Annotated in this window: 22 protein-coding genes; 19 read left to right on the plus strand and 3 right to left on the minus strand. The window is 67.4% G+C overall.

Features of this window, described 5'->3' with window-relative positions:
- Positions 1-255 precede the first annotated feature (255 nt).
- Positions 256-1,248: a YihY/virulence factor BrkB family protein gene (locus tag VK682_RS21680; RefSeq protein ID WP_230797588.1), complete on the plus strand. Its 993-nt coding sequence runs from the start codon at positions 256-258 to the stop codon at positions 1,246-1,248.
- Positions 1,249-1,498: 250 nt separating this feature from the next.
- On the opposite strand, the gene VK682_RS21685 is transcribed toward VK682_RS21680, so the two are convergent.
- Positions 1,499-2,527, minus strand: a complete 1,029-nt coding sequence (locus tag VK682_RS21685) for an AI-2E family transporter (RefSeq protein WP_089850736.1) — start codon at positions 2,525-2,527, stop codon at positions 1,499-1,501.
- 147 nt (positions 2,528-2,674) lie between these two features.
- Complete coding sequence (locus tag VK682_RS21690; protein WP_230797587.1) at positions 2,675-4,021, minus strand: LLM class flavin-dependent oxidoreductase; 1,347 nt, start codon at positions 4,019-4,021, stop codon at positions 2,675-2,677.
- Positions 4,022-4,397: 376 nt separating this feature from the next.
- Between VK682_RS21690 and hutI the strand changes: the two genes are divergently transcribed.
- The 9 genes from hutI (at position 4,398) to hutC (ending at position 14,164) form a co-directional block, all read left to right on the plus strand.
- Entirely contained in the window at positions 4,398-5,603 is a 1,206-nt protein-coding gene (gene hutI / locus VK682_RS21695; RefSeq protein ID WP_230797586.1) for an imidazolonepropionase, read from the plus strand.
- Positions 5,600-7,117 carry a histidine ammonia-lyase gene (gene hutH, locus VK682_RS21700; protein WP_230797585.1) on the plus strand — a complete coding sequence of 506 codons (1,518 nt, stop codon included), beginning with the start codon at positions 5,600-5,602 and terminating at the stop codon, positions 7,115-7,117. Before hutI ends, hutH begins: the two co-directional genes overlap by 4 nt.
- 23 nt (positions 7,118-7,140) lie before the next feature.
- Positions 7,141-8,832, plus strand: a complete 1,692-nt coding sequence (gene hutU / locus VK682_RS21705) for a urocanate hydratase (protein ID WP_230797584.1) — start codon at positions 7,141-7,143, stop codon at positions 8,830-8,832.
- On the plus strand, positions 8,829-10,196 hold the full coding sequence (locus tag VK682_RS21710; RefSeq protein WP_230797583.1) for an FAD-binding oxidoreductase: 1,368 nt from the start codon (positions 8,829-8,831) through the stop codon (positions 10,194-10,196). Before hutU ends, VK682_RS21710 begins: the two co-directional genes overlap by 4 nt.
- A 170-nt stretch (positions 10,197-10,366) precedes the next feature.
- Entirely contained in the window at positions 10,367-11,191 is an 825-nt protein-coding gene (locus VK682_RS21715; RefSeq protein WP_230797582.1) for a transporter substrate-binding domain-containing protein, read from the plus strand.
- A gap of 129 nt (positions 11,192-11,320) precedes the next feature.
- The gene (locus VK682_RS21720) at positions 11,321-11,965 is read left to right on the plus strand and encodes an amino acid ABC transporter permease (protein WP_230797581.1); all 645 of its coding nucleotides are present in this window, start codon (positions 11,321-11,323) and stop codon (positions 11,963-11,965) included.
- Positions 11,962-12,630 (plus strand): amino acid ABC transporter permease, encoded by a 669-nt coding sequence (locus VK682_RS21725; RefSeq protein WP_089850691.1) that lies wholly within the window; start codon positions 11,962-11,964, stop codon positions 12,628-12,630. The genes VK682_RS21720 and VK682_RS21725 overlap by 4 nt, the downstream gene beginning before the upstream one ends.
- On the plus strand, positions 12,627-13,418 hold the full coding sequence (locus tag VK682_RS21730) for an amino acid ABC transporter ATP-binding protein (RefSeq protein ID WP_230797580.1): 792 nt from the start codon (positions 12,627-12,629) through the stop codon (positions 13,416-13,418). Before VK682_RS21725 ends, VK682_RS21730 begins: the two co-directional genes overlap by 4 nt.
- Positions 13,419-13,435: 17 nt before the next feature.
- The gene (gene hutC / locus VK682_RS21735) at positions 13,436-14,164 is read left to right on the plus strand and encodes a histidine utilization transcriptional repressor HutC (RefSeq protein ID WP_230797579.1); all 729 of its coding nucleotides are present in this window, start codon (positions 13,436-13,438) and stop codon (positions 14,162-14,164) included.
- A gap of 45 nt (positions 14,165-14,209) precedes the next feature.
- Here hutC and VK682_RS21740 read toward each other — a convergent pair whose 3' ends face one another.
- Positions 14,210-14,413: a hypothetical protein gene (locus tag VK682_RS21740; protein ID WP_089850695.1), complete on the minus strand. Its 204-nt coding sequence runs from the start codon at positions 14,411-14,413 to the stop codon at positions 14,210-14,212.
- 192 nt (positions 14,414-14,605) lie between these two features.
- Between VK682_RS21740 and VK682_RS21745 the strand changes: the two genes are divergently transcribed.
- From VK682_RS21745 to VK682_RS21785, 9 genes are all read left to right on the plus strand, one after another.
- Complete coding sequence (locus VK682_RS21745) at positions 14,606-16,165, plus strand: sensor histidine kinase (RefSeq protein ID WP_230797578.1); 1,560 nt, start codon at positions 14,606-14,608, stop codon at positions 16,163-16,165.
- Between the two features lie 9 nt (positions 16,166-16,174).
- Positions 16,175-16,879, plus strand: coding sequence for a response regulator transcription factor (locus VK682_RS21750; RefSeq protein ID WP_089850699.1), 705 nt, complete (start codon positions 16,175-16,177; stop codon positions 16,877-16,879).
- Between the two features lie 93 nt (positions 16,880-16,972).
- A complete protein-coding gene (gene pqqA / locus VK682_RS21755; protein ID WP_037266221.1) occupies positions 16,973-17,062 on the plus strand; it encodes a pyrroloquinoline quinone precursor peptide PqqA in 90 nt (29 codons plus the stop codon).
- Between the two features lie 28 nt (positions 17,063-17,090).
- Positions 17,091-17,981: a pyrroloquinoline quinone biosynthesis protein PqqB gene (gene pqqB, locus VK682_RS21760; protein WP_230797634.1), complete on the plus strand. Its 891-nt coding sequence runs from the start codon at positions 17,091-17,093 to the stop codon at positions 17,979-17,981.
- Positions 17,978-18,730: a pyrroloquinoline-quinone synthase PqqC gene (gene pqqC / locus VK682_RS21765; protein WP_089850701.1), complete on the plus strand. Its 753-nt coding sequence runs from the start codon at positions 17,978-17,980 to the stop codon at positions 18,728-18,730. The genes pqqB and pqqC overlap by 4 nt, the downstream gene beginning before the upstream one ends.
- Positions 18,730-19,002 (plus strand): pyrroloquinoline quinone biosynthesis peptide chaperone PqqD, encoded by a 273-nt coding sequence (gene pqqD / locus VK682_RS21770; protein WP_089850702.1) that lies wholly within the window; start codon positions 18,730-18,732, stop codon positions 19,000-19,002. Before pqqC ends, pqqD begins: the two co-directional genes overlap by 1 nt.
- Before the next feature lie 38 nt (positions 19,003-19,040).
- Positions 19,041-20,153 (plus strand): pyrroloquinoline quinone biosynthesis protein PqqE, encoded by a 1,113-nt coding sequence (gene pqqE / locus VK682_RS21775; RefSeq protein WP_230797577.1) that lies wholly within the window; start codon positions 19,041-19,043, stop codon positions 20,151-20,153.
- A 99-nt stretch (positions 20,154-20,252) separates the two neighbouring features.
- Complete coding sequence (gene gfa / locus VK682_RS21780) at positions 20,253-20,894, plus strand: S-(hydroxymethyl)glutathione synthase (RefSeq protein ID WP_230797576.1); 642 nt, start codon at positions 20,253-20,255, stop codon at positions 20,892-20,894.
- 92 nt (positions 20,895-20,986) lie between these two features.
- The gene (locus tag VK682_RS21785) at positions 20,987-21,715 is read left to right on the plus strand and encodes a response regulator (RefSeq protein ID WP_230797575.1); all 729 of its coding nucleotides are present in this window, start codon (positions 20,987-20,989) and stop codon (positions 21,713-21,715) included.
- Positions 21,716-21,726: the final 11 nt, after the last annotated feature.

Genomic DNA, 21,726 nt, shown 5'->3' on the forward strand with positions numbered 1-21,726 from the left:
AGCAGCAGCACCAGCAGATAGGTCAGCAGCAGCACGATCTGCAGCGCGATCCGGGGCAGGCGGGGCTGGGGCATCGGGCATCCTTTCATGCTCTGCGCGGGCATTGCGGCCTGCAGCTCCGGCCCGACTCGCGCCGTCTGTCCGGGCCTGCCACGGCTGTCAGGGGTGACCTTTGCCGGGCGCGCCTTAATTAAAGGTTGAAATCATGCCGCACCGCAGCCACCGGGGCGGCATTGCATCTGATAGGGGAACGCCATGACGGAAACGGAGCCGCACAGCCAAGGCACGGGAGCAGCGCCGCAGCACCGGCTGGAAACACGGTCGATCGGCGCGCAGGGCTGGATGCGGGCGCTTTGGCGCACCTACATCCAGATGGACGAGCGCAATCTGGGGCTGATCGCGGCGGGGGTCGGCTTTTATGCGTTCCTGTCGCTGTTTCCGGCCATGGCGGCGGTCATCGCGATCTGGGGCTACTGGGCCGATCCGGTGGCCATATCCGAACAGATGGAACTGCTGACCGAGGTGGTGCCGGAAGCGGCCTATGAACTGCTGTCGACACAGGTCACGCAGCTGATCTCTGCCAATGAATCCACGCTGAAATGGGCCTCGATCCTGTCGATCGTGCTGGCGATCTGGTCGGCGCGGGCTTCGGTCGCGGCGCTGATCCGCGGGCTGAACGCCGTCTGCGGCATGCCGCACCGCGCCAATCCCGTGCGGCGGGTGGCGGTGGCCTATGGCATGACAGCGCTTTTGGTGCTGGTCGCGCTGCTGGCCTTTGCCGCCGTGGTCGTGGTGCCGGCGCTGCTGTCCTTTGTCGGGCTGCCTGCCAGCGTCGAGGTGGCGGTGGAAGCCGTCAAATGGCTGGTGTTGCTGGCGGTGATCTATCTCGCCATCGCGCTGGTCTATCGCTACGGCCCCAACCGCAAGCGGACCCGGTCGCGGATGCGCTGGGCGACGCCGGGCGCGGTGCTGGCGGTGCTGGGCTGGGCCACAGGATCGCTGGCGCTTGCGATCTATGTGCGCAACTTCGGTTCGCTGAACGAGGTCTATGGCTCGCTGGGGGCGGTCGTGGCGCTGCTGATGTGGTTCTATATCAGCGCGCTGGTCACCCTGCTGGGCGCACAGCTGAACGAGGAACTGGAGGCGCAGATGCCCCAGATCCGCGACGCGGCAGAGCCCGACCCCGCTGCGGCGGAGGCCAGCGCAGCCCAGGCCGGAGCGATGATTCCGGGCGGTGAAAATTTTTGAGAAACTTGCGGAACCGCCGCGCGCTCCGGGGGTTATAGGGGCAAGGACACACAAAGTCCTGTCCCTGATCCCCGGGTTACCCCCCTGTCCCGACTTCCCTCATGTGGCCCGGGAATTACCAAGGCCCCGTCCCTCCCCGGACGGGGTCTTTCTTTTTGCCGCAGATGCCTTGGCACCGCCGCGTGTGACCGGATGCAGAAAGGCCCGCCAGTGCGGCGGGCCCTTTGGGGTCTTGGCATAGGCGAAGGGATCAGCCGTTGCGGATCGGGGCCTCGCCGATGATGTCGAAGAGCTTCAGCAGGATCACCGTGATCGGAATGGCCATGATGCCACCGAGCGGACCCCAGAACCACAGCCAGAAGATCAGCGCGACAAAGATCAGGAAGGGGTTGATGCGGATATGCTTGCCCACCAGCTGCGGCGTGACGAACTGCGCCTCCACCATGTTGCAGCCAAGATAGATGGCCATGGGCACGAAGCTCATGAAGCCGTCAAAGGCCACGATGCCGTTCAGCAGCAGCCCCACCGCCATCGCGGCAGGCCCCAGATACAGCACGAAATTCAGCAGCGCCGCAGCGATGCCCCAGATCGGCGCCCCGGGCATGCCGGTCGCGGCCAGCGCGGCGCCCACCACCAGACCCAGCCCGGCATTGATCATGGAGATCATCGCGAAATACCGCGCCACCGCCGCTTCGGCATTGCAGAACCGGTCAAGGATCATCGCGGTTTCGGTGTTGTTGCCGATGCGATGGGCCAGCCAGTTGTAGATGCTGGCGCGGGTCAGCAGGAAAAAGAACAGCCCGCCCACAAAGACGAGGATCTGCGCCACGACCACCGGCGCAAACATCAGCGCGTCGGTCATGGTGGGCATCGCTTCGGAGGTGGCATCGGCCTCCTCCCGGGCGGCGCCGATCGCCTCCTCCACCTCGTCGATGCCGCGGATCAGGTCGCGGTATTCGAACATCAGTTTCTGGATTTCGAACTTCACCGTCGGGATCCGGTCGATGGCGGCGGTGATATAGGGCTCGGCCAGAAAGCCGAGCGCCGCGACACTGAAGAAGATCACCACGATCAGCAGCGTGGCGGTGACGCCGCGCGGCAGTCCCAGCCGCTCCACCCGATCCGCCAGCGGGGCAAAGATCACCCCGGTGATGATCGCCAGCAGCAGCGGCGCAAAGATGTTTTCGGCCAGCTTCAGCCCGACAAGGACAGCGACGGTGGCCAGAGCCACCATGCTGACGCGCAGGACGGGATCGGCAAACTGGGGGGTGCGGGTCATCTGGGGGATGAAAAAATGATATGGGTCATGAGCGCCCAACCTGCCTGCCTGCGTTTGGTTCCGTGGTCCCGCGCCCATCTTGCGCGAAGCCTGCGTTTTTCCCGAAGACGGGGGCGGACCCGGAGCCAGACAGGCCCGCCCCCGCGATCAGCCGCGCGCGGCGGTGTAGCGGTTGGCGGGCTCTGAAATGCCAAGGTTGCCGCGCAGGGTGCGCGCCTCGTATTCGGTACGGAACAGCCCGCGCCGCTGCAGTTCCGGCACCACCAGCGTGGTGAAATCCTCCAGCGCGGCGGGCAGGGTCGGACACATCAGGATGAAGCCGTCGGCGGCGCGGGTTTCGAACCATTCCTCCATGAAGTCCGCGATCTGCGCCGGGGTGCCGGTGATGCCGTTGCCGGTATGGCGGCGCGCGTAATGGGTGATGAGCTCGCGCAGGGTATGGCCCTTGGTCACGAACTCCGTCAGTTCCTCGAACAGCGCCTGCGATCCCTTGGCGCGTTCGGGCATCCGGTCCATGGGGAAGGGCCGGTCCAGATCGGCGCCGTGCAGATCGGTCTCCAGAAACTCCTGCAGCATCAGCAGGCCCACATCGGGATGCATCAGGTCGACCAGCTGCTGCGCGCGCGCCTCGGCCTCGGCCTCGGTCGCGCCCACGTTGAGCACGATCCCCGGCATGATCTTCAGATCCTCCTCGGCCCGGCCGTATTTCGCCATGCGCGCTTTGACATTGGCGTAAAAGGCGCGGCTGCGGTCGATATTGGAGGCAAGCGAGAACACCATCTCGGCGGTGCGCGCGGCAAGCTCCATCCCCGGCTCGGACCCGCCCGCCTGCGCGATCACGGGGCGGCCCTGCGGGCTGCGCGCCATGTTCAGCGGGCCGCGCACCTGAAAATGTTTGCCGACATGGTTCAGCAGGTGCAGCTTGTCCTTGTCATGATAAAGCCCGCTCTCGCGGTCCAGCAGCAGCGCATCCGGCTCGAAACTGTCCCACAGCCCGAAGACCACATCGACAAATTCCTCGCAGCGCTCATAGCGTTCGGAATGCGGCGGCAGCCCGTCGCGGTTGTAATTGTAGCCGGTCTCGTCATGGTCAGAGGTCACGACGTTCCAGCACATCCGCCCGCCCGAGATGTGATCCGCCGACCCGAAAAGCCGCGCGATGTTGTAAGGCTCATAATACGAGGTGGAGGCGGTGGCGACAAAGCCCAGCCGGTCGGTGTGCTGCGACAGCGCAGTGATGGCGGTGATCGGCTCGAACCGGTTCATCTTGGTGGGCTGGCGCGCCAGCGCTTCGGGCGCCCCCACGGAGGCGGCGGGGCTGTCGGCGAAAAACATGAAGTCGAGCTTGGCAGCTTCAGACAGTTTCGCCACCTTGATCAGATGCGACAGATCATTGGCGCCGCGCACGTCGCTGCCCGGATGGCGCCATGCGGCGGGATGGAAGCCGAATGTATAGACAAATGTGCCAAGCTTGAGTTTGTCGCTGCGTGCCATGGGCCGGTCTCCGGAACTGCCGCTGAGGGGAAAGGATGGCGCCAAGTATGGCGAGGCGCCGCGCGCCCGCAAGCCTCCGCTGACCAATCGCCGCCCCGGCGCCCGCAGCCCCTGATTTCCATCGGCGGCAAATATCCCGGGGGAGTCCGCGGCACGCGGACGGGGGCAGAGCCCCCTCTTGCCTCCTTTGTCCGCCTGTGGCGGACGGGGGCAGGGCCCCATGATGACGTCTTCTGCCCGCCTCAAGCGCACAGGAACAGAGCCCCTCTGCCTGAAAATTGATCACCCGGCGCGCGGAACGGGCAGGGGGGCAAGGCCTCGATTGACAGGATTTATATTGTCTAGACATAATGAGGCACAAGCCGGGAGAATCGACATGACAGACAGAAGGCTGCTGCGCGGGGGCACCCTCGTCACGCTGGACGGGGCTGCGGGATACGGGCTGATCCCCGCTGGCGCCGTGGCGCTGGAAGATGGAATGATCCGCTGGGTGGGGCCAGAGGCCGACCTGCCCGACAGCTATGCCGGTTGGCCCGCCACGGCGCTGGAGGGGCGGCTGGTCACGCCGGCGCTGATCGACTGTCACACCCATCTGGTTTACGGCGGCTCGCGCGCGGCGGAATTCGAACTGCGGCTGACCGGCACCTCTTACCAGGAGATCGCACGGCAGGGCGGCGGCATCGCCGCCACCGTCCGCGCGACCCGGGAGGCACCGGAAGCGGATCTGATCGCGCAGGCGCTGCCCCGGCTCGACGCGATGCTGGCCGAAGGCGTCAGCATGGTGGAGATCAAGTCCGGCTACGGGCTCGATCAGGACACCGAACTGCGCATGCTGCGGGTGGCACGGCGGCTGGGACAGCTGCGCCCGGTGCGGATCCGCACCACATTTCTCGGCGCCCATGCGCTGCCCCCCGGCTGGACGGGCACGCGGGCCGAGTATCTGCACGACATCTGCCTGCCCGCGCTGCGTGCCGCCCATGCCGAAGGGCTGGTGGATGCGGTGGACGGGTTCTGCGAAGGCATCGCCTTTTCCGCATCCGAGCTTGCCGTGGTCTTCGCCGAGGCGCGCAGGCTGGGTCTGCCGGTCAAGCTGCATGCCGAACAGCTGTCGCATCAGGGCGGCATCGCGCTGGCGGCGGATCACGGCGCGCTGTCGGCGGATCATGTGGAATATGCCACCGAGGACGACGCGCGGCGCATGGCCAAGGCGGGGATGGTGGCGGTGCTGCTGCCCGGCGCCTTTTACGCCCTCCACGAAACGCAGGCGCCCCCGGTCGCGGCCTTCCGTGCCCATGGCGTGCCCATGGCGCTGTCCACCGACGCCAATCCCGGCACCTCGCCGCTGACCTCGCTGCTGCTGGCGATGAACATGGGCTGCACCCTGTTCCGCCTCACCCCCGAGGAAGCCCTGCGCGGCGTCACCACCCATGCCGCGCGGGCGCTGGGGCTGACGGATACCGGGCGCCTCGCCCCGGGCCTGCGGGCCGATCTGTGCATCTGGAACACTGACCATCCTGCCGAGCTGTCCTATCGCATCGGCTTCAACCCGCTTCACACCCGCATCTTCGGAGGCTCCGCATGATCCTGACCCCCGGCGCCACCACATTGGCGCAGCTTGAAACGCTCTGGCGGAGCGAGGCTGCGGCGCGGCTCTGCGACAGCGCGCGTCCGGGCATCGCGGCCTCGGCGGCGCATGTGGCGCAGGCCGCTGCGGGCGATGTGGCGATCTATGGCGTCAATACCGGCTTCGGCAAGCTCGCCTCGGTCCGCATCGCGGCGGCGGATACCGCGACGCTGCAGCGCAACCTGATCCTGTCGCATTGCTGCGGCGTGGGCGATCCGCTGCCGCGCCCCACCACCCGGCTGATGATGGCGCTGAAGCTGCTCAGCCTCGGGCGCGGCGCCTCCGGCATCCGGCCCGAAACCGTGGATCTGATCGAGGCGATGCTGGCGCGGGGCGTGACCCCGGTGGTGCCGGGGCAGGGCTCGGTCGGGGCCTCGGGCGATCTGGCGCCCTTGGCGCATATGACCGCCGTGCTGATCGGCGCGGGGCAGGCGGAGCTGGAGGGCGCCGTGCTGCCCGGGGCCGAGGCGCTGGCCCGTGCCGGGCTGGCGCCGGTCGTTCTGGGCGCCAAGGAGGGGTTGGCGCTGATCAACGGCACGCAGTTTTCCACCGCGCTGGCGCTGGTGGGGCTGTTTGACGGCTGGCGCTGCGCGCAAAGCTCCATCGTCACCGCCAGCCTGACCACCGATGCCATCATGGGATCGACCGCCCCCACAAGGCCCGAAATCCACAGCCTGCGCGGCCATCGCGGCCAGATCGAGGTGGCGGCAGGCATCCGCACCCTGATGGACGGGTCAGAGATTCGCGAAAGCCACCGGATCGGCGACAGCCGCGTGCAGGATCCCTATTGCATCCGCTGCCAGCCGCAGGTGGCGGGGGCGGCCATCGACCTGTTGCGCTTTGCCGCGCAGACGCTGGAGATCGAGGCGAACGCCGTCACCGACAATCCGCTGGTGCTGGGGTCGGGCGACATCGTGTCGGGCGGCAATTTCCATGCCGAACCGGTGGCCTTTGCCGCCGACCAGATCGCGCTGGCGCTGTCGGAAATCGGCGCCATCGCGCAGCGCCGCGTGGCGCTGATGGTCGACCCGGTGCTGAGCCATGACCTGCCGCCCTTCCTGACGCCGGAACCGGGGCTCAATTCCGGGTTCATGATCGCGGAGGTGACCACCGCAGCGCTCATGTCGGAGAACAAGCATCTGGCCAATCCCTGCTCCACCGATAGCACGCCGACATCCGCCAATCAGGAGGATCATGTGAGCATGGCCGCCCATGGCGCGCGGCGGCTGGGGCAGATGACCCGCAACCTGCAGGTGATCCTTGGGGTGGAGGCGATCTGCGCCGCGCAGGGGGTCGAATTCCGCGCGCCGCTGCGGACCTCGCGCGCCCTGCAGCGGGTGGTGGCGGCGCTGCGCGCCCATATCCCGCCGCTGGAGGGCGACCGCTATCTGGCCGATGACCTGACCACCGCCGCAGGGCTCGTGCGCGATGGTGCGCTGCTGAGTGCCGCAGGCCTTGATACCCCGATCTGATCCCGTTCCCGAGGAGTTCCGCCATGACCAATCCCCGCCACAACCAGCGCGACGTCTACCCCGCCACCGGGACCGAAATCACCGCCAAAAGCTGGCTTACCGAAGCGCCGATGCGGATGCTGATGAACAACCTGCATCCCGATGTGGCCGAAAACCCGCATGAGCTGGTGGTCTATGGCGGCATTGGCCGTGCCGCCCGCACATGGCAGGATTTCGACCGCATCGTCGCCGCCCTGAAGGATCTGGAAGAGGACGAGACGCTGCTGGTGCAGTCGGGCAAGCCCGTGGGCGTGTTCCGCACCCATCCCGACGCGCCGCGCGTGCTGATCGCCAATTCCAACCTTGTGCCGCACTGGGCCAACTGGGACCATTTCAACGAGCTGGATAAGAAAGGGCTGGCCATGTATGGCCAGATGACCGCCGGATCGTGGATCTATATCGGCGCGCAGGGCATCGTGCAGGGCACTTACGAGACCTTCGTGGAAGCCGGGCGCCAGCATTACGGCGGCGATCTGCGCGGCAAATGGATCCTGACCGGGGGGCTGGGCGGCATGGGCGGCGCGCAGCCTTTGGCGGCGGTGATGGCGGGGGCCTGCTGTCTGGCGGTGGAATGCGACGAGACCCGCGCCGATTTCCGCATCCGCACCCGCTATTGCGACGAAAAGACCCGCGATCTGGACGAGGCGCTGGCGATGATCGACCGCTGGACCAAGGCCGGAGAGGCGAAATCCGTGGCGCTGATCGGCAATGCGGCGGATGTCTTCCCCGAACTGGTGCGCCGCATGAAGGCCGGAGAGGGGCTGCCGAACGGGCGCCCGGACATCGTGACCGACCAGACCTCGGCCCATGATCCGGTGCATGGCTACCTGCCGCAGGGCTGGACCGTGGCCGAATGGCGCGAAAAGCAGGACAGCGACCCCAAGGCGGTGACGCGGGCCGCCAAGGCTTCGATGCGGGTGCATGTGGCGGCGATGGTGGAGTTCTGGAACGCCGGGGTGCCGACGCTGGATTATGGCAACAACATCCGCCAGATGGCGCTGGAGGAGGGGCTGGAAAACGCCTTTGCCTTCCCCGGCTTCGTGCCCGCCTATATCCGCCCGCTGTTCTGTCGTGGCGTGGGGCCGTTCCGCTGGGCGGCGCTGTCGGGCGATCCCGAGGACATCTACCGCACCGATGCCAAGGTCAAGGAACTGATCGACGACCCGCATCTGCACAACTGGCTGGACATGGCGCGCGAGCGCATCGCGTTTCAGGGCCTGCCCGCGCGGATCTGCTGGGTGGGGCTGGGGCTGCGCCACAAGCTGGGCCTTGCCTTCAACGAGATGGTGCGCACCGGCGAACTGAAGGCGCCCATCGTCATCGGGCGCGACCATCTGGACAGCGGATCGGTGGCGAGCCCCAACCGCGAGACCGAAGCGATGAAGGATGGATCCGACGCGGTGTCGGACTGGCCGCTGCTGAACGCGCTGCTCAACACCGCAAGCGGCGCCACCTGGGTCAGCCTGCATCATGGCGGCGGCGTGGGCATGGGCTTTTCCCAGCATTCCGGCATGGTGATCTGCTGCGACGGCACCGAGGCGGCGGACAAGCGGCTGGCGCGCGTGCTGTGGAACGATCCCGCCACCGGGGTCATGCGCCATGCCGATGCGGGCTATGACATCGCACTCGACTGCGCGCGGGAACACGGGCTGAAGCTGCCGGGGATCCTCGGATGAGCTTTGCCGCTGCTTCCGCCGCACTGGACGCCGCCTTTCCCGGGCGCATCGACCGTGGGCAGGCGGTGCGCGACCAGCATGGCGCCGGGGACAGCTGGCATCCGGCGGCACCCCCCGACGCGGTGTTCCAGCCCTTGAGCACCGAAGAGGTGGCGCAGGCGGTGCGGATCTGTGCCGCCCATGGCTGCCCCATCGTGCCCTTTGGCGCGGGCAGCTGCATCGAAGGGCAGGTGAACGCCACGCAGGGCGGGCTGTGTCTGGATCTGTCGCGCATGGACCGCATCCTGCGCCTCAGCGCGCCGGACATGGATGTGACCGTAGAGGCGGGGCTGACCCGGCAGCGGCTCAGCGAGGATCTGCGCGCCACCGGCCTGTTCCTGCCCATCGACATCGGCGCCCATGCCACGCTGGGGGGCATGGCCTCCACCCGGGCGTCGGGCACGATGACGGTGCGGCATGGCACCATGGCCGATCTGGTCATGGGGCTGACCGTGGTGCTGCCCGATGGCGAGGTGATCCGCACCGGCGGGCGGGCGCGCAAATCCGCCTCTGGCTATGATCTGACCCATCTGTTTGTCGGCGCCGAAGGCACGTTGGGTGTCATCACCGAACTGACGCTGCGGCTGACCGGCATCCCCGAGGCGGCGAAGGCCGGGCTTTACAGCTTTGCCGATCTGCAGGCGGCCACGGACACGGTGGTGGAGGCGCTGCAGTTCGGCCTGTGCCTGAACCGGATCGAACTGATGGACGCGCTGCAGATGCGCGCGATCAACGCCTTTAACGGCACCGATCTGCCGGAGATGCCGACGCTGCTGGTGGATCTGACCGGCAGCGCCGCGCAGGTCGACACCGACCGCGCCACCTTTGCCGCGCTGGCGCAGGATCACGGCGCCACGGTGCATCCGGTGGACACGCCCGAAGCCTATGCCCATGTCTGGGCGCTGCGGCATTCCGCGCTTTATGCCGCGCGGGGGCTGCGGCCGGGGGCAAGTTCACTCTCTACCGATGTCTGCGTGCCGGTGTCGGATCTGCCGGGGCTTGTGGCCGGGATCACCGCAACGCTGCAGGCCGAAGGGCTTGTGGCGCCGATGCACGGCCATGTGGGCGACGGCAATTTCCATCTGGTGATGCTGTTCGATCCCGCCGACGCGGAGGAGATGGCGCGGGTGCAGCGGGTGCATGGTGAACTGGTCCACCGCGCGCTGGCGCTGGGCGGCACCGCCACCGGCGAGCATGGCGTGGGGCTGGGCAAGAAACCCTATATGGAGGCGGAGCATGGCGCCGCGCTGGCGCTGATGAAGCGGCTGAAGGTGGCGGTCGATCCGCAGAACCTGATGAATCCGGGCAAGATTTTCGACATCTAAGGGCTGCCCTTCGCCCGTTTTTTGGGCAGTGCCCTGAATTTGCTCAGGGGCTGCTGCGGCGAAGCGGCGGGAAGGATTGACAGGGCGGGCAGAAGCAGAGTTCTTTTGTCTAGTCAAAACAAAGCCCCGGCACGGCCAAGGGGCAGATCCACACAGGGAGAATACCGCACATGCGCAACCGAGTCATCTCTGCCCTTGCGGGCGCGGCCCTGCTTCTGGGCGGCACCGTCGCCGCCCATGCGCAGGACGCACTGGAACGGGTCACCGCTGCGGGCGTGCTGAAGGTCGGCACCGAAACCGCCTTTGCCCCGTTCGATTTCATCGACGCGGGCACCCATACCGGGCTCAACATGGATGTCTTCGCCGAGATCGGCAAGGAACTGGGCGTGGAGATCGAATGGGTCACGCTGGACTGGGCAGGCGTGCTGCCGGGTCTGGAAGCGGGCCAGTTCGACATGGTGGCCGGTCCCGCCACCGTCACCGCCGCCCGGATGGAACGTTACCGCTTCACCCCGCCGATCGCCGAGGCCACCGTGGCGCTGCTGAAATCCGCCAAGGATGACAGCATCACCAAGCCCGAGGACATCGCGGGCAAGGCCGTGGGCGCCGGTCACGCCACCGCCCAGCTGGCGCAGCTGATCGCCTATGGCGAGACGCTGCCGACCGCCCCCGAGGCCAAGGAATACGTGTCCTTCAACGAAGCCTATGCCGATCTGGCCGCAGGCCGCATCGCCGGTGTCGCCAATTCGCTGCCCAACATCGCCTTTGTCGCGCAGCAGCGCCCCGAGGTGTTCGCCGTGGTGGAGCCCGCCTTCGGCACCAAGACCTATTTCGCCTATCCGGGCCTCAAGGATGACGACCACGCCTCCCTGATGGATGCCATCGACGCCGCCCTGCTGAAGATGAAGGGCGACGGCCGTCTGGCGGATCTGCAGCAGAAGTGGTTCGGCACCACCTTCGACACGCCCGATGCCGTGACCGAGCCGAATATCTAAGCCCGGTCCCTGCCGGTCCGGCCCACCCGGACCAGCATCTTCGGCCTGACCGGCGGTGGTCACCTCCCGACTGCCGCCGGTCTTTTCTTCCCTCCTTCGCGGATCTCCTCCGCGCCGCTTGAGACGGACATGAGCTGGAAACTTTTCTCCCTGCTGCTTGAGGCGTCGCTGATGACGATCTTTGTCAGCACGATCTCCATCCTGATCGGTCTGGTGCTGGCGATCCTTCTGTCGGCGGCGAACCTGTCGGGCATCCGCCCGCTGCAATGGGGCGGGAAATTCTTCATCTCCTTCTTCCGGGGCACGCCGCTGCTGGTGCAGCTGCTGCTGCTTTACAACCTGCTGCCGGTCATGGGCATCCAGATGCCGTCGCTGGCCACCGCCATTCTGGGCCTGTCGCTGTGCACCGCCGCCTATCAGGCCGAGAACCTGCGCGGCGGGTTCGAGGGCGTGCCGCGCGGGCTGCTGGAAAGCGCCGACATGGCCGGATTTTCCCCCGCCCAGACCTTTTTCCACATCCGGGTGCCCATCGCGCTGCGCCTGACCCTGCCCGCGCTCATCAACGAGGCCATCCTGATCCTGAAGGCGTCGTCGCTGGTGTCGGTGGTGGGGCTGGTGGAACTGACGCGCATGGCGCAGAACCTTGTCGCCTCGACCTTCATGCCGCTGGAGCTTTATGCCTCGGCGGGGCTGATCTATCTGGTCATCAACCTGACGGTGGCGGTGCTGGGCCGACAGCTGGAACAGCGCCTTCCCGGAGCACCGGCCAAATGAACTTTGACCTGAACGTCATCCTGTCGAAACAGGACGAACTGCTTTACGGCATCGCGGTCACGATCTTTGTCTGGGTCGTGGGCACGCTGGCCAGCGCCGCCCTGGGTTTTGTGATCGCCACTGCGCGGCGCTATGGCGGGGTGCTGGTGGACCGGGCGCTGGCGGTGCCGGTGGAGGTGATCCGCGGCACGCCCTTTCTGGTGCAGCTGTTCCTGCTCTATTTCGGCGGGCCCTATATCGGGCTGTCGCTGGATGCGCTGCCCGCCGGTCTGCTGGCGCTGTCGATCTATGGCTCGGCCTATTTCTCGGAAATCTTCCGCGCGGGCTATCAGTCGGTGCCGCCGGGCCATGTAGAGGCGGCGGAAACGCTGGGCTTTACCCGGGGACAGGTGATCCGGGTCATCCTGCTGCCCGAAATGGCGCTGCTGGTGCTGCCGCCCTCGGTCAACATGGCGATCATCCTGCTGAAGGAAACGGCGCTGCTGTCGCTGATCACCGTGCCCGAGATGACGATGACCGCCTCGGCCATCGGGTCGCAGGAATACGCCTTTGTCGAGGCGATGCTGCTTCTGGCGCTGACCTACTGGATCCTCGTCGAACTCGCCGGGCTGCTGGGGCGGCTCGCGGAAAAGAAACTCTCAAGATACAGGCTGGCCAAGGCATGAGCGATACGGCGATTTCCGTTCAGCATCTGGTGAAACGCTTCGGCACGACCACCGTGCTGGACGACATCACCCTGCAGATCCCGCGCGGGCAGGTGTCCTGTCTGATCGGCCCCTCCGGGTCGGGCAAATCCACCCTGCTGCGCTGCATGGCCTTTCTGGAAGAGGCGACCGAGGGCTCGATCTTCATCGAGGGCGATCCCTTGGGCTTTGTCTATGACGGGGCGGGCAAGCGGCAGCGGCAGGCGGCGTCAGAGCTGCGGCGGGTGCGGTCGCGCATCGGCATGGTGTTCCAGCAGTTCAACCTGTGGCCGCACATGACCGCCCTTGGCAACGTGGCCGCAGCCCTGCGCCGGGTGCGCGGCCTGTCCCGGTCCGAGGCCGAGGCCAAGGCGCTGGCGCAGCTGACCAAGGTGGGGCTGGAAAACCGCGCGGGGCACTACCCCTCGCAGCTGTCGGGGGGCCAGCAGCAGCGCGTTGCCATCGCCCGCGCGCTGGCGCTGGAGCCCAAGATCATGCTCTTTGACGAGGCGACATCGGCGCTTGATCCCGAACTGACGGGCGAGGTGCTGAACGTGATGCGCGGGCTGGCCGAAGAGGGCATGACCATGGTCGTGGTCACGCATGAGATCGGCTTCGCCGCCACCGTGGGCAGCCAGCTCAGCTTTCTGGATCAGGGGCGGCTGCTGTTCACCGGCCCGCCTGCCGAGGTGTTCGCCAAGCCGCGCCATCCGCGGCTGGAGCAGTTTCTGGACACCTATCTGGACCGCGGCGCCTCGACCCTGGTCTGAGGGGGCGCTGATCCGACATGGCCGCCGCCGCATCTCCTCGCCTGTCCCTGCATGACCGCATCCTGTCGGATCTGGAAAGCCGGATCCTGTCCGGGGCGTGGCCGCCCGGCCATCGCATCCCCACCGAACAGGAGCTGCGCCAGACCTACGGCTGTTCGCGGATGACGGTGAACAAGGTGATGACCCAGCTCGCCAATGCCGGGCTGGTGCTGCGGCGGCGCAAGACCGGGTCCATCGTCATGCCGCAGAAATCGCAGACGGCGATCCTTGAAATCAAGGACATCCGCGAGGAGGTGACGGCGCGCGGCGGCATCTACCGCCACGAAATCCTGACCCGCAGCACCCGCCCCGCCACCGACAGCGATGCCGCCCGGCTGGGGGTCGATGCCGCGCAGCCGCTGCTGGTGCTGGACTGCCTGCATCTGAGCGACGAGGCGCCGTTCTGTCTGGAAGAGCGGGTCATCAACCTGTCCGTGGCGCCCGAGGCGGCGGAGGAAAGCTTTGCCGCCATGGCGCCGGGGGTCTGGCTGCTGCGGCACATCCCGTGGAACGAGGCAGAGCACCGGATCGCCGCCGTGGGCGCGCAGGCCCCGGTGGCGGCGCTGCTGGATCTGGAGGCGGGCACGCCCTGTCTGGTGATGGAGCGGCGCACATGGCGTCAGGGGGAGCCGGTGACGGCGGTGCGGCTGACCTATCCGGGCGCTGCCAACACGCTGAGCGCGCGGTTCACCCCGTCTCAGGGCTAGGGATCCACGCGACCGGCCCTCCCGATCGGGCCGCGGGGATCGGGGTCAGATGGTCTTTTCGCCGGGCATGTGGCTGCGGCAGCGCCACCCGGTCACGCGGTAGCTGGGATGGGTTTCCACCCAGCGCGCCAGTTCCGGCTGCGCGCCCATCAGGCAGGCCATGGGCGTCAGGTCGGTGTAAAGCAGGCTGCGCTGCTGGCATTGGTCGGGCGCTGTGCTGAGACAGGCCACGAAAAGAAGTTCGATCATGGAGCACCTCTGTCAATTGCGGCAAATGTCGTCATAGTGAATCTGGCCGGAATTTCCTAAACCTGAGTTCACAGGATCGCGCGGGGAATGCTGCGATGCAGCAATCTGGCCAAATTTGCGCAGCCCGGTGATGCCGTGCCCGAACAACAGGCAAGTCTAGGACAAGAGGCCCTCTTGGCAAGGACGCATTCCGTGTCACTCAGAACCCGGCTGGTGCTGGGGGCGGCGCTGCTGGGGGCGGCGGCCCTGCTGACGGCGGGGCTGCTGGTGCTGGGGCTGGGCAATGTGTCGGACCGGCTGGGTGCTGCGCTGGCCGCCGAAAAGCGGGTGGAACGTCATGCGGCGCTGTCGTCGCAGGCGGCAAGCTTTCTGGTGGTGGCGACCGAGGCGGTGCAGAGCGAACCCGATGCGGCGGCGCGGCTGGCGCGGATGGATCCGGCGGTGCGCGCGCTGGAGGACACGTTTGTCCGGCTGCGCCGCGATCTGGAACAGGCGGTGGGCGAACAGGCGGCGCTGGGGCTGGACGCGCAGTCGCGCCGCGCCACGCAAAGCCTTGGTCTGGCCCGGATGGAGGCGCTGCTGCGCAGCACGCTGGACGGGCTGGCGGCGACGGGCCCGCGCGAGCGGCTGCAGGCCTCGCTCGACCGTTTCGCCAGCGGGTTCGACATGCTGCTGAACGAGGCGGTCAGCGACGAGTTGCGCGCCCGCGCCATGGTCCTGCGCGGCATCGACGAGATGCGGGCGCGGCTGACGCTGTGGGCCGGGCTGATCGCGCTTGCGGTGGTGGGGCTGCTGGGGCTGTTCGTCTTCGGGCTGGTGCGCCCGCAGCTGCGGCGGCTGGATCTGCTGATGGGGGCGGCGCGGCAGATCGGGCGGGGGGATTTTGCGCTGGCTCTGCCCGAAGGTCCGCGCGACGAGATCGGCACGCTGTTCACCGAAACCCGGCGCATGGCGGGCGCGCTGGCAGAACGCAGCGCCACCGTGGAGGCGGAATGGGCGCGGCTGAACGAGACCATCGCGGCGCGCACGGCGGAACTGCGCGAGGCCAATGCCCGGCTTGCCCGCATCGATGGCGACCGCCGCCGGTTCTTCGCCGATATCAGCCACGAACTGCGCACGCCGCTGACCGTCATCCTGATGGAGGCACAGCTGGGCCGCGCGGGCACGCCGGAACCGCAGGCGGCCTTTGCCACGATCGAGGCGCGGGCGCTGCGGCTCAACCGCCGGATCGACGATCTGCTGCGGGTGGCACGGTCCGAAAGCGGGCAGCTGGCGCTGGACCGCGCGCCCTTTGATCTGGGGCAGGCGGTGACCGAGGCGCTGGAAGAAACGCAGGCGGAACTGCGCGCGGCAGAGATGGCGGTGCATCTGCCCCCGCTGCCGCAGGTTCAGGTGCTGGGCGACCGCAACTGGGCGCGGCAGGTGATCGCCGGGCTGATCCGCAACGCCATCCGCCACGCCCGCAGCGGCGGCCATCTGGCGCTGCGCCTGTCGCCCGAAGGCGAGGTGGCGGTGATCGACAACGGCCCCGGCATTCCGCCCGACCGGCAGGCGGGGCTGTTCGACCGTTTCGCCCAAGGCGACGGGCCCGCGCGCGGCGAAGGCTTCGGCATCGGTCTTGCGCTGACGGCATGGGTGATGCAGGCGCAGGGCGGGCAGGTCAGCCTGCGAAGCCCGGTGCCGCGCGCCGAGGCGCTGGGGCAGGCGCCGGGCACAAAGCTGTGCGTGGCATTGCCCCGGGCCGCGGGCTAGGATCCGGACATGACCAACGCGACCTCCATCCTGATCGTGGATGACGATCCCGAAATCACCTCGGCCCTTGCGCGGGGGCTGGCGCTGCACGGCTATGCCACGCTGGTGGCGCATCGCACCGAAACCGCGCTGGACCATCTGCGCCGCGCGCTGCCCGGGGCCGCCATCGTCGATGTGATGCTGGGCGGCGAAAGCGGGCTTGATCTGGTGCGCGCGCTGCGGGCCGAGGGCCACGGCCTGCCGGTGGTGATGCTGTCGGCGCTGTCGGATGTGGAGGATCGCGCCGCCGGGCTGGAGGCGGGGGCGGATGATTACATCGTCAAACCGTTTTCCTTCGACGAACTCGTGGCCCGGCTGAAGGTGCAGGAACGCCGCTCAGAGGCGGCGCGCCCCCGTCCCGTGCTGCTGGATCCGGCGCGCCGCCTGCTGTCCGATGGCCGCCGCGAGGTGGCGCTGACCGACCGGGAATGCGCGCTGCTCTGCCATCTGGTCGACCATGCGGGGACGGTGCAAAGCCGGGGTGCGATTTTTGACGCGCTCTGGGCCTCTGACGGAAGCAGCGCCGAAAACGTGGTGGATGTCTATCTGGGATACCTGCGCCGGAAGCTGGCGCCGATGGAAGATTTCGGATTTGACATCAAGACCTTGCGCGGGCGCGGCTTTGTTCTGGAGGGCCGGGCGCCGGGTTACGGACGGCTGAGCATTGCGACCTAAGTCCCGGTCGCTCTTAGAGATTAAGAATTGCTTGGAATCGTCGGGCTGACGACTATGTAAAGACTGGCAACGACATTCTGAAGGAGAAACACCATGGCCTGGACCAAGCCTGTGATCCGCGAAATCGAATGCGGCATGGAAATCAACATGTACGGACCGGAAGAGGACGGCGTCCTGTTCTGATCCCTTGCGCGCGGAGGCCAAGCAATTGATCCGCGCGCATATCCTTGGGGCGGCGGCAGGTGGCGGATTGCCGCAATGGAATTGCGGCTGCCCGAACTGTCGGCTTGCGCGGGACGGGGAGATCCCGCCGCAGAGCCAGTCTTCGCTTGCCGTCAGCGCCAACGGAACCGACTGGGCGGTGCTCAACGCCTCGCCCGATATCCGCGACCAGCTGCGGCGCTGCCCTGCGCTGCACCCGACCGGTCTGCGGACCATGCCGCTGCGGTCTGTGCTTCTGACCAATGGCGACATCGATCATGTGGCCGGGCTGCTCACATTGCGCGAAATGCAGCCCTTCACCTTATATGCCACCGGCGAAATCCTTGCGGAGATCGCAGCGAACCCGATCTTCGGGGCGCTGAACAGTCAGGTGGTGGCGCGACGCGCCGTCGGTCTCGAGACGCCGGTGGAGATCGCGCCGGGGCTCGAGGCGCTGCTGTTTCCTGTGCCGGGAAAGGTGCCGCTTTACCGGGAAGGCGCGGTGGTGGAGACCGGCCTTCTCGGCGAGCTTACCGTGGGGGTCGAACTGCGCGCGGGCACGGCCCGTGCCTTCTACATTCCCGGCTGTGCGGCGGTGGATGACGGCCTGCGCGCGCGGATTTCCGGCGCCGACCTGCTGTGCTTTGACGGCACGCTCTGGCGTGATGACGAGATGATCCGCGAAGGGCTGGGCCAGAAGACCGGGCAGCGCATGGGGCATATCTCGATGTCCGGGCCCGGCGGATCGCTGGCCGCGCTGGCGGATGTCCCGCTGGGCCAGCGGGTCTATGTGCATATGAACAACACCAATCCCGTGCTGCGCCCCGGATCGTGCCAGCGGGCCGAGGCCGAGGCGGCGGGATGGATCATCGGTCAGGACGGGATGGAGCTGACGACATGACCGCCACACGCGAAGAGTTCGAGGCCCGGCTGCGCCAGATCGGAGCGGAGCGCTACCACGACCTGCATCCGTTCCACCACCGCCTGCATGGCGGCGGCTGCACCCCGGACGAGGTGCGGGCCTGGGTCATCAACCGCTATTATTACCAGCATTCCATCCCGATGAAGGACGCAGCCTTCATGTCGCGGGTGGAGGATCCGGCGCTGCGCCGCGCGTGGCGGTCCCGGATCGAGGATCACGACGGCACCGACACCAACGAAGGCGGCATCCGGCGCTGGCTGCGGCTGGCGGCGGCGGTGGGGCTTGATCCCGACTATGTCGCCTCCTGTCAGGGCGTGATGCCCGCCACCCGCTTTGCCGTCGATGCCTATGTGCGCTTCGTCCGCGACAAGACGCTGCTGGAGGCGGTGGCCGCCTCGCTGACCGAACTTTTCGCGCCGAAGATCCATGCCAACCGCATCGAGGGCCTGCTGCGCAACTATGCCTTCGCCGATGACGCGGCGCTTTCCTATTTCCGCAACCGGCTGAACGAGGCGCCGAAAGACGTGGCCTTTGGTCTGGCATGGGTGCTGGATCATGCCGACACGGCGGAAAAGCAGGAAATGGCCGCTCGCGCGCTGATGTTCAAGACGGATGTGCTGTGGTCGCAGCTGGACGCGCTGTGGGGCGCTTATGTGGAGCCCGCGCGCATTCCCCCCGGCGCATGGCGCCCCGGCGAGGGGCTGGCCCCGGGGGCGGAGGCCGCGTGATGGAGCCCGCCGAGATCCCGCTGCTGCCAAGGGGTGTCCGCCTGCATCACGACCGGGTGCGCGATCAGTGGGTGCTGCTGGCCCCCGAACGCGCGATCACGCTGGATGCGGTGGGTCATGCCATCCTGTCCGAAGTGGACGGGCAGCGCAGCTTTGGCCAGATCACCGCGCTGCTTGCCGACCGTTACGCCGCGCCACAGGCGCAGATCGCCGAGGATTGCGCAGGGTTCCTGCGCGCCCTGCGCGACCGCCGTTTTCTGGAGGTTGCCTGAGCCGCTGCCTGCCCGCCGCTGACCCGAAGGAGCCAGTCATGAGCCAAGCCCGCCCCCCCATCGCCATGCTGGCCGAGCTGACGCATCGCTGTCCGCTGGCCTGTCCCTATTGCTCCAACCCGCTGGATCTGGCGCGTCAGGATCAGGAACTGGATACCGCGCGCTGGACGGACGTGTTCAGGCAGGCCGCCGATCTGGGCGTGCTGCAGCTGCATCTGTCGGGCGGGGAACCCGCCAGCCGCCGCGATCTGGCGGATCTGGTGCGCGCCGCGCGGGAGGCGGGGCTTTACACCAACCTCATCACCTCGGGGATCGGGCTGTCGGAGCGGCGGCTGCGCGAGCTGGACGCGGCGGGGCTGGACCACATCCAGCTGTCGCTGCAGGGCACCACGCCGGAAATGGCGGACGAGATCGGCGGCTATCGCGGCGGCTTTGCCCGCAAGATGGAGGTGGCGCGCTGGATCGGCGAGATCGGCTTTCCGCTGACGCTGAACGCGGTGCTGCACCGGCGCAACCTGCATCAGCTGCCCCGCGCCATCGACATGGCGCTGGAGATGGGCGCCCGCCGGATCGAGGTGGCGACGGTGCAGTTCCACGGCTGGGCGCTGCAGAACCGCGACGCGCTGATGCCGACGCGGGATCAGGCGCGGCAGGCCGACCGCGTGGTGCAGGAGGCGCGGCTGCGGCTGAAGGGGCGGCTGGTCATCGACTATGTGCCCGCCGACTACCATTCCGATTACCCCAAGCGCTGCATGGGCGGCTGGGGGTCCACCGGGCTGAACGTCACGCCGGACGGGCTGGTGCTGCCCTGCCACGCGGCGCAGACCCTGCCGCATCTGAGCTTCGAGTCGGTGCAGGACCGGCCCTTGGCAGAGATCTGGTATGACAGCGCCGCCTTCAACGCCTATCGCGGCACCGACTGGATGCAGGAGCCCTGCAGCAGCTGCGAGCGCAAGACGGTGGATTTTGGCGGCTGCCGCTGTCAGGCCATGGCGCTGGCGGGCGATGCGGCGGCGACCGATCCGGTCTGCATCAAATCCCCCCATCACGGCGCGCTGCAGGAGCGCACCGCCGCCCATGCCGCGGCAGAGGATGCGCCCCTGACATGGCGCGTGGCGCCGGGGCGCAGCGTGCCGGAACCCGCCGAATAGGCGATACCATCGGTTGAATTGTCCGAATCCCGCAGGCGCGTCACGCTTGCACCGGGGCAGCGGCCATGAGGCCCGGCCCCCATGGGAGGGAACACACACATGGGCATTCTGTCGAAACTCTTTGGCGGCGACAGCAGCAGCACGGCCAGCCCGGCCGCGCCGCGCTACGCGCATATCAAGATTCATCCGCAGGTGGACGGGGGCGTCAAGCCGACCTCCCCCGGATTTCAGGGCGGCACGCTGACCTGCAAATGCCGGACCAAACCGGTCAAGGTGCAGGTCAGCGGCCAGACCGCGCATAACCACGTCTGCGGCTGCACCAAATGCTGGAAACCCTCGGGCTCCGTGTTCAGCCAGATCGCGGTGGTGGGCCGGGACAAGGTGCGGGTGACGGAGAATGGCGACAAGCTGGACATCGTCGATCCGAACGCCGCCATCCAGCGCCATGCCTGCCGCGAATGCGGCGTGCATATGTATGGCCGGATCGAAAATACCGGCCATCCGTTCCACGGGCTGGATTTTGTGCATACCGAACTGTCGTCGGAGCGGGGCTGGGCCGCGCCGGAATTTGCGGCCTTTGTCTCCTCGATCATCGAATCGGGGGTGGAACCGTCGCGCATGGAGGGCATCCGCGGACGTCTGCGCGAACTGGGGCTGGAGCCTTATGACTGTCTGTCGCCGCCGCTGATGGACGCGATCGCCACGCATGTGGCCAAGCAAAGCGGCGCACTGAAGGCGTAATTCCGCAGGCTCGGGGGTGCCGGTGAGGTGCCCCCAAAACCGTTGCATGCAAGGGGATACATGCGCTAGCCTCCTGTCAGGGAGGACTTTTCATGCTACACGAACCTGTGTCCCAGGTGCCGGGGAAGGTGTGTTCCGTTGTCATTGTCGATGACCATCCGCTGTATGGCGATGCACTGACAGCGGCGCTGAACCTTGTCTTTCCGGCAGCCGAGGTGAGGGCGGCACGCACGCTGGGTGCTGCCCTTGAACTGATCGGGCAGGGCTTCGCCCCCGATCTGGTGATGTTCGATCTGAAACTGCCCGACGTGACCGGAATCAGCGGCTTTCAGAAGCTGCGCGACCGGATCCCCGACACGCCGATCCTCGTCATTTCCTCGCTGACCTCGGTGGAGGTGGTGGAGGCGCTGATGGAGGAGGGGGCCGCGGGCTTTCTGCCCAAGGATGCCTCGGCTCAGGTGCTGAAGCTGGTGCTGCAGGAGGTGGGGATGGGCCGCAAGTTCGTGCCCAATGATTACCGCCGCGCCGATCCGCGCGTGCCTGCGGGCGCGCTGCCCTGTGACAAGATGGCCTCGCGGCTGGCCGGGCTGACCCCGCAGCAGACGCGGATCATCCGGCTGATCTGCGAAGGCAAGGCCAACAAGCAGATCGCCTATGAACTGTCGCTGGCCGAAGCCACGGTCAAGGCGCATATCACCGCGCTGCTGCGGCGGCTGGGGGTGCAGAACCGCACGCAGGCGGCGGTGCTGATGGAAACGGGCCAGCTTGGCCCGATCACCGGGCCGACCGATCCGGACGCCCGCGCCTTTCTCAGCCACTAGGAGGAGGCGCC

Origin of the sequence: Salipiger marinus (genome assembly GCF_035481585.1) — a bacterium.
In the GTDB taxonomy this organism is placed as follows: domain Bacteria; phylum Pseudomonadota; class Alphaproteobacteria; order Rhodobacterales; family Rhodobacteraceae; genus Salipiger; species Salipiger marinus.